8 protein-coding genes and 1 tRNA gene are annotated in these 7,055 nt (G+C 61.7%); 3 read left to right on the top strand and 6 right to left on the bottom strand.

The annotated features are described in order from the left end of the window. Positions 1-105: 105 nt before the first annotated feature. Positions 106-2,079, bottom strand: a complete 1,974-nt coding sequence (locus OKC30_RS19050; protein WP_039040163.1) for a sensor domain-containing protein — start codon at positions 2,077-2,079, stop codon at positions 106-108. Between the two features lie 166 nt (positions 2,080-2,245). Between OKC30_RS19050 and OKC30_RS19045 the strand changes: the two genes are divergently transcribed. Beyond that, the gene (locus OKC30_RS19045; RefSeq protein ID WP_029314787.1) at positions 2,246-2,740 is read left to right on the top strand and encodes a hypothetical protein; all 495 of its coding nucleotides are present in this window, start codon (positions 2,246-2,248) and stop codon (positions 2,738-2,740) included. Between the two features lie 99 nt (positions 2,741-2,839). Here the strand turns inward: OKC30_RS19045 and OKC30_RS19040 are convergent, their stop codons facing one another. Genes OKC30_RS19040 through rsgA form a run of 5 tightly spaced genes read right to left on the bottom strand, consistent with a single transcriptional unit; the run spans position 2,840 to position 5,681 of the window. Continuing rightward, the gene (locus OKC30_RS19040) at positions 2,840-3,241 is read right to left on the bottom strand and encodes a hypothetical protein (protein ID WP_160839308.1); all 402 of its coding nucleotides are present in this window, start codon (positions 3,239-3,241) and stop codon (positions 2,840-2,842) included. A 2-nt stretch (positions 3,242-3,243) separates the two neighbouring features. After that, the gene (locus OKC30_RS19035) at positions 3,244-3,495 is read right to left on the bottom strand and encodes a DUF2960 domain-containing protein (RefSeq protein WP_010675489.1); all 252 of its coding nucleotides are present in this window, start codon (positions 3,493-3,495) and stop codon (positions 3,244-3,246) included. A gap of 4 nt (positions 3,496-3,499) precedes the next feature. Beyond that, positions 3,500-3,748, bottom strand: coding sequence for a VF530 family DNA-binding protein (locus tag OKC30_RS19030; RefSeq protein WP_041212447.1), 249 nt, complete (start codon positions 3,746-3,748; stop codon positions 3,500-3,502). Continuing rightward, positions 3,745-4,617: an archaetidylserine decarboxylase gene (gene asd, locus OKC30_RS19025; RefSeq protein WP_052816309.1), complete on the bottom strand. Its 873-nt coding sequence runs from the start codon at positions 4,615-4,617 to the stop codon at positions 3,745-3,747. Before asd ends, OKC30_RS19030 begins: the two co-directional genes overlap by 4 nt. Positions 4,618-4,646: 29 nt before the next feature. Further along, entirely contained in the window at positions 4,647-5,681 is a 1,035-nt protein-coding gene (gene rsgA, locus OKC30_RS19020) for a small ribosomal subunit biogenesis GTPase RsgA (RefSeq protein WP_039040203.1), read from the bottom strand. 91 nt (positions 5,682-5,772) lie between these two features. Here rsgA and orn point away from each other — a divergent pair, with 91 nt between their 5' ends. Both orn and OKC30_RS19010 read left to right on the top strand, forming a co-directional pair. Further along, the gene (gene orn, locus OKC30_RS19015) at positions 5,773-6,318 is read left to right on the top strand and encodes an oligoribonuclease (protein WP_160839306.1); all 546 of its coding nucleotides are present in this window, start codon (positions 5,773-5,775) and stop codon (positions 6,316-6,318) included. A 177-nt stretch (positions 6,319-6,495) separates the two neighbouring features. Continuing rightward, positions 6,496-6,571, top strand: a tRNA-Gly gene (locus tag OKC30_RS19010). The last annotated feature ends 484 nt before the right edge of the window (positions 6,572-7,055 follow it).

Below are 7,055 nucleotides of genomic sequence, written 5' to 3'. Positions count from 1 at the left end.
ACCCAGGGCGGTGAAGATATCAAAGACCCGTTTTCCGGTAAATCGCTATGCGGCTCCGCTTAAGTGAACAGCATTGCACCCTCGGGTGGCCTTGTTGTTGCTGGCTTACTGCTCCGGCAGCTGGTAGCTGCGGGCAAAGTCGGCCGGTGGGAGGGGGCGGCTGAACAGATAGCCTTGCAGCCGATCGCAACCGACCTGCACCAGCCAGGCCTGCTGCTCCGGCGTCTCCACCCCTTCGGCGGTGATCTTGATGCCAAGCTCATGGCCCAACCCGATGACGGAACGCACGATGGCTGTGGTGGCCTGGTTGGTGGCCAGCCCCTGGGTGAAGCTTTTGTCGAGCTTGAGGGTCGCCACCTGCAGCCTGGGAAGATAGGCGAGGGAGCAGTAGCCGGTGCCGAAGTCGTCGATGGCGAGCTGGAAGCCCGCCTCGATGAGGCTGGCCAGGTTGCTCTCTATCTCGTCGGCATTCTCCATCAGCACCCCTTCGGTGATCTCCAGCTCCAGTTGCCAGGGGGCGAGCCCGTGGCGCGCGATGCAGTCGAAGATCTGCGGGCAGAGCTCGGGATCGCGGAACTGCAGGGGCGAGAGGTTGATGGAGAGCACCAGATCCGGGGCCGCCACCTGCCAGCGGGCAAGCTGGGCACAGCCGAGCTCCAGCATCAGCTGGCCGAGCTGGCCGATGAGCCCCAGCTCCTCCGCCAGCGGAATGAACTCGTCGGGGGAGATCATGCCGAATTCGGGATGGGGCCAGCGGCAGAGCAGCTCAGCACCGTGCAGCCGGTTGCTGTGGGTGCAGATGATGGGCTGGTAGACGGCGGTCAGTTCGGCGGACTTGATGGCGAGTGGCAACTGGGCGGCGATGAGCTGGCGGCGTTTGAGCTTGGCATCGAGTGCGGGGTCGAACAGGGTACAGTGCTGCTGCTGGCGCTTGCCCTGGGCCAGGGCGGCCTCGGCGTGGCTCAGCAGACGCTCGGCATCCTTGGCCTTGCCATGGGCGATGCCGAGGAACACCGGGATCTGGATCCTGTGTTCTTCCACCTGATAGGGCGTCATCAGCTCCTGCTGCAGGTTGCGGCTCCACGCATCCAGAGAGAGGGGGAGCTCGGGCAGCAGCAGGGCGAAGTCATCCGCCGCGACCCGGCAGAGCAGGGACTGGGGCGGCGCCAGTCGTTGCAGGCGACGGGCCACCTGGCTCAGCAGGCGGTCGGCGACCCGTATGCCGAAGCGATCGTTGATCTCGCGAAAATGTTGCAGATCCACCAGCAGCAGGCTGGCCTTGCGGGCGCCCAGATGACGGCTGGTCTGGAGGAAGTGGGAGAGCTTGAGCAGGCCGGTCAGGCTGTCGTAGTGCTGCTCCTGCTGCAACTGGGCCTGGGTGGTGCGAAGCCCGGTGATGTCGCGGCTCAGGGTAAGGATGCCGAGGGAGTTGCCCTCGTCATCCGGCACCTCGACCCGGGTGACCTCCAGATGGCGGCCTCTGCCCTGGGCATCCACCACGCAATACTCCCCCTGACCCAGGGTTTGTTCGACGGGCAACCGGGGCGGGACGCGCCGACCCAGAGCCTCGCTTGCCACCAGCCCCATGAAGTCGAGAAAGGCCTGGTTGCAGTCGATGAGCACGCCCTGGTGATCCTCGAGACGGATGAGGTCGGGAATGGCATCCAGCAGGCGGCGTTGCAGCAACTGCTGCTGCCGGAAGGTTTGCTCCAGCTCCTTGCGCTGATCGATGGCGCTGACCATGGCAAACAGGGCGATGGGGTCGCCGTGCTCGTCATACAGGGGAACCTTGTTGATCTCCATCCAGCTGGCGCCTTCGCCGCTGTGGCAATGGAGCTGCTGGTGCAGCAGGGGTTTGCCGTCGGCCAGCAGGCGGTCATCTTCCTCCCGGAATACATCCCCCCAGGGCATCTCGGCATCGCTCTTGCCAATGAGTTCGCTCGGGTCTTGCAGGCCGGCTTCCCTGGCGAATGCCTTGTTGGCAAACAGGTACCGTCCGTGCTTGTCCCGGCAGAAGATATTCATGGGTAACTGGTCGATGATCTGCTGCAGCAGCGCCAGGGAGAGCGAAGAAGTCACGAGAGCACTCACGGGGGAGACTTCGAGCAAATCTATGATAACAGGTGGGTTTTGTAAAGCCTGGGTTAAGAGTACGCCATTTGTGCGGATCCCTGCTGACAGCCTGTGTCGCGATCGCCATAATAGCCGCCGGTTGGCCTATGGCCTTATGGATGAGAGAAGCAGCATGAAGAAGATAATGGGGGGCGCCCTGGCCCTGTTGATGGTGGGTTGTGCGAGCGACAACAACGGCGGCGAGCAGTATCGCTATACCCCGCCGGTTGCCAAGGCAACCAACAACACCCAGGAGATGGCGATCCCGGTGGATCTGGTGTGGGCCCGTGCCGAGAAGTGGTTCGGCGATCACGGCCTGAACATCGAGAACAGCCAGCGTGGTGCCGGTCTGATGACCGCCAACGTGGAAAACTCGGCCGATGGTCTGGAGTGGCTGGATTGCGGCACCATGGGGTCCAAGGTGGCGCTGGGCAACCCCAACCTGCAGATCAACCTGATCATCACCCAGAGCGGCAACAACAGCGTGGCCACCGTGAATGTCAAGGGCAATACCCAGCTCTACTTCGTCGAGTCCTCCGGCGAGCGGGTACTGGCTCCCTCCATCACCCCGGTGTGCGTCTCCCGCGGCAGCCTGGAACAGAGCCTGTTCTCCACCCTCGGCAACTGATCCTGCCGGGTATCATGAAAAACCCCGTTGCGTGCAACGGGGTTTTTTATGCCTGCTCTGCGTCCATCAGGGCGTGAGGGGAGGGATGACGCCAGAGGATCAGGGGGTCAGATCACCGTGATAGAGCACATGGTCGCCGGATTTGAGCACATAGCCCTTCCAGGGGAAGAGCTGATAGCAGCCGCCCTGCCAGGACCAGTTGCCCTCTTCGCCCTGGCGGACCAGCCGGATCGGCTCGCCCTCTGGCAGGGTCAGCTCGGCCTGACTCTGATCGGCATTGAACAGCACGAAAGCGCTGACGGTCTGACCGGCATCGGTCGGGTTGAGGCGAATGCCCTGCTCGAACAGCCGCACGCACTTGCCTGCCAGCGCCGACCATTGATAACCCGCGCTGCCGATGCAGCCATGTTCGTCGCGATCTGCGCCGACCAGGGGCTCCCTCGGTGTCGTGTTGCAGGCGGCCAGCAGCAGGGAGGCGGCCATCAGGGTCAGGGTGCGCATGGTTACTCCTTGGCGTCCCGTTCGATGACGATGTTGGAGAAGCCCAGCTCCTTGAAGTAGTTCTCCCGGTAATCCTTCACGCTCTTCTTGTCGCGGCGGCACACCTGGGCCAGCTGCTCTTCCATGGCGTGGAAGCGGGTCAGATCGATCCCCTCGGCGGCGGCAACGGCATCATAGATGCTGTTGAACTTGTCGTTGGCGTAGCCAATCTCCCTGGCCTGCTTCTTGTAGGTGTAGGTAATCTTGAACGCCATGGCGTCACTCCTTCTCTTTGGCCTGCTTGCGCTGGACGTACAGATAGAGGCTTTCGACCTTCTCTCTGGCCCAGGGGGTCTTGCGCAAGAACTTCAGGCTGGACTTGATACTGGGATTATCGGTGAAGCAGCGGATATTGATCTGCTGCCCCAGCGCTTCCCAGCCATAGTGCGCGACCAGGGCGGTGACGATGGCCTCCAGGGTCAGCCCGTGCAGCGGGTTGTTCTTCTGGGAAGCGGGTTGATCGCTCATACCTGCGCCGCCAGGGTGGCAAAGGGCTGACCCATGCGGGTGGTGACCCCGTTGGCCAGGTGCGGCTCGAAACCGGCCAGCATGCCCGGGCCAAACAGGCAGACGACTGTGCTGCCCAGCTTGAACAGGCCCATCTCGGCCCCCTTTTGCAGAGTGATGGCTTCATCGCCGGTGTAGTCCCAGCGCACCACCTTCTTCTCTTTGGTCGGCGCTATGTTGCCGGCCCAGATGGTTTCGATGCTCGCGACGATAGTGGCACCGACCAGCACCAGGGCCATGGGGCCGTGGGGGGTACGGAAGGTGGCCACCACCCGCTCGTTGCGGGCAAACAGGTTGGGCACGTTCTCGGCGGTGAGGGGGTTGACGGAGAAGAGATCCCCCGGCACGAACACCATGCTCTCCAGCACGCCGTCCAGCGGCATGTGGATGCGGTGGTAATCCTTGGGTGCCAGATAGATGGTAGCGAAGTCGCCATCCTTGAACGGGGCCACCAGATCCTCATAGCCCCCCAGCAGCTCGCGGGCGCTGTAGTCGTGGCCCTTGGCCTGAATGATGCGACCTTGGCTGATGGGCCCGAGCTGGCTGACGGTGCCATCCACCGGCAGGGCCAGGGTCATGGCGTCTTCCACCACGGGGCGGATGCCGGGTTTGAGCTCGCGGGTGAAGAATTCGTTGAAGCTCTTGTAGTGGGCCGGGCTCTCGTGCAGCGCCTCGCTCATGTCGACCTGGTACTGCTTGATAAAGGCCTCGATCACCCTGGTGGTGAGGTTGCCCGCTTCGGCGGCGGCAAGTTTGCCCACCAGGCGGGAGAGGGCGTGTTTGGGCAGGCAGTATTGACCGGCAATTTTCAGGTTGTCAGTGATGCTCATGATCTTCATCTGGGAATGAGTTGAACGGGTCACAGCCGCGCCTGTTGGCGACCGTGGCGGGCTTCCTGCATGGTTTCCAGGATGCGGTGGTAGTTGTGGAAGCGATCGGCGCTGATGGCGCCCGCTTCGACCGCGGCGCGCAGGGCGCAGCCGGGATCATCCTTGTGGGTGCAGTCGCGGAACTTGCAGCCACCCAGGTAGTCGCGAAACTCGACGAAGCACCAGGTGATGCGGTCGGCTTCCAGGTGCCAGAGGGCGAACTCGCGGATCCCGGGGGAGTCGATGAGATCGCCGCCGCTCGGGAAGTGGTAGAGCCGTGCCGTGGTGGTGGTGTGCTGGCCGAGCCCCGAGTTCTCGGAGATCTCGCCGGTGAGCACGTCCAGCCCCGGCATCAGGGCGTTGGTGAGGGACGACTTGCCCACCCCGGACTGGCCCACGAAGATGCTGATCTTGTCGGTGAGCGCCGCCTTGAGGGCGTCGATGCCCTCACCGCTCTCGCAGCTCACCAGCAGCACCTCGTAACCGAGCTTGCGGTAGGTCTCGAGCTGGTGCTCGATACGGGCGCGGGCCGCGTCATCGAGCATGTCGACCTTGTTCAGCACGATGAGGGGCGCTATCTCCACATCTTCTGCCGCCACCAGGTAGCGGTCGACTATGTTGGTGGAGAACTCGGGCATCACCGCCGAGACGATGATGATCTGGTCGATGTTGGCGGCGATGGGTTTGACCCCGTCGTAGAAGTCCGGCCGGGTCAGCACCGAGTGGCGCGGGTGCACCGCCTCGATGACGCCGGCAGTCGCGGCATTGAGGCCGGGGCGCCACACCACCTTGTCGCCGCACACCAGGCTGCTGATGCTGCTGCGCCGCAGGTTGCTGCGGTGGATGGCACCATCGCTTGCCTCGACATCCGCGTGCTGGCCGAAACGGCTGATCACCACCCCTTCGATGGCGGGGCCGAACAGGGTGTCATCGACCACTGTGGTGTGCTCTTTTTGCAGCCGCCGCTCGCGGTTGGCCTGGACGCGCCTTTGTTGACCCAGATTGAGTTTTGCTTTCTTTGCCACGGGGTTTGCCAGTTTATGAACAGATTCAAAGCCAGTATGATACATGCAAATTGGCAAAATTCCGCCATTCCTCCCAATAGAGAGAGCAATCATGACAGTCAGCGCGCAGAACCTGGTATGGATCGACATGGAGATGACGGGTCTGGACCCCGAAGAGAACGTGGTACTGGAGATCGCCACCATCGTCACCGACAAGGACCTGAACGTGCTGGCCGAAGGGCCGGTCATCGCCATCCACCAGAGCGAGGAAGAGCTGGGCAAGATGGATGACTGGAACGTCAACACCCACACCAAGAGCGGGCTGGTGGCCCGGGTCAAGGCGAGTGAATACGACGAGGCCAAGGCCGTTGCCGAGACCCTCGCCTTCATTCGCCAGTGGGTGCCGGAGCACACCAGCCCCCTGTGCGGCAACAGCATCGGCCAGGATCGCCGCTTCATGGTCAAGCACATGAGCGATCTGGAAGCCTTCTTCCATTACCGCAACGTGGACGTCAGCACCATCAAGGAGCTGGTCCGTCGCTGGCAGCCTGAACTGCTGGATCAGTTCAAGAAGAGTGGCTCCCACCAGGCGCTGGACGACATCCGCGAATCCATCGCCGAACTGCAGTTCTACCGCGCCCACGTCTTCAAAATCTGAGTGGCTGGCAAGGGGTTGCCGTCGTTCGGTTGCTAAAATCAGCAGTTCGGCCAGCTTTTGAGCGAACGGCTGCAACCAGACAAAAAAGCCCTTGCAATTGGAATGTCTGCTCTTATAATTCGGCTCCCGTACAGTAGCGCAAGCAACCAAATGCTGTACGGTCTGTTTTCAGGTTTTGCGGGAATAGCTCAGTTGGTAGAGCACGACCTTGCCAAGGTCGGGGTCGCGAGTTCGAGTCTCGTTTCCCGCTCCAATCTCTCTTCGAACCCTTCGAATTCAATCTCTCCCCCAAGTACACGAATCCAGTTTCTCAGTACCATCACTGCCGCGTCCTGTTGGTAGAGCATGATCCGTGCTTGCCAAGGCTGGGGTCGCGAGTTCGAGTCTCGTTTCCCGCTCCAATCTCTCTTCGAAGTCCTCATAATCCCTTTGAATTGAATTGCCCATCACATCGCGCCGCGATGACTTGTCGTATCCGGCGTTTGCCTGTTTTCTCTCTTCCCCGCACATCCCAAGTCATAAGACCAAGATGTATTGCTTGCTAATAGCCTCCCGGAGATCGGGCACAACCCTTTGCGGTCGGCTAACAGGCTTGGCAGGGCCTGAATGACAGACAGTGGCTCGCTATAAGTTAAAACCGGGGCATTTAACCAAAGCTCATAATTTTACCTGATTACCCATGACCCTCAGCCAGCTTCAAGAGCCGATATGGCATCGGAGGGCTTGCCACGACTGCA

The organism is Aeromonas sp. QDB18, assembly GCF_027705325.1.
In the GTDB taxonomy this organism is placed as follows: Bacteria; Pseudomonadota; Gammaproteobacteria; order Enterobacterales; family Aeromonadaceae; genus Aeromonas; species Aeromonas caviae.
This window is presented reverse-complemented; position numbering and strand designations above follow the sequence as displayed.

Excerpts from the sequence above, each read along its gene's own strand:
- OKC30_RS19045 (WP_029314787.1), top strand. The coding sequence starts at position 2,246 with ATGAAGAAGATAATGGGGGGCGCCCTGGCCCTGTTGATGGTGGGTTGT.
- OKC30_RS19035 (WP_010675489.1), bottom strand. The coding sequence starts at position 3,495 with ATGGCGTTCAAGATTACCTACACCTACAAGAAGCAGGCCAGGGAGATT.
- orn (WP_160839306.1), top strand. The coding sequence starts at position 5,773 with ATGACAGTCAGCGCGCAGAACCTGGTATGGATCGACATGGAGATGACG.
- OKC30_RS19040 (WP_160839308.1), bottom strand. The coding sequence starts at position 3,241 with ATGCGCACCCTGACCCTGATGGCCGCCTCCCTGCTGCTGGCCGCCTGC.
- OKC30_RS19030 (WP_041212447.1), bottom strand. The coding sequence starts at position 3,748 with ATGAGCGATCAACCCGCTTCCCAGAAGAACAACCCGCTGCACGGGCTG.
- asd (WP_052816309.1), bottom strand. The coding sequence starts at position 4,617 with ATGAGCATCACTGACAACCTGAAAATTGCCGGTCAATACTGCCTGCCC.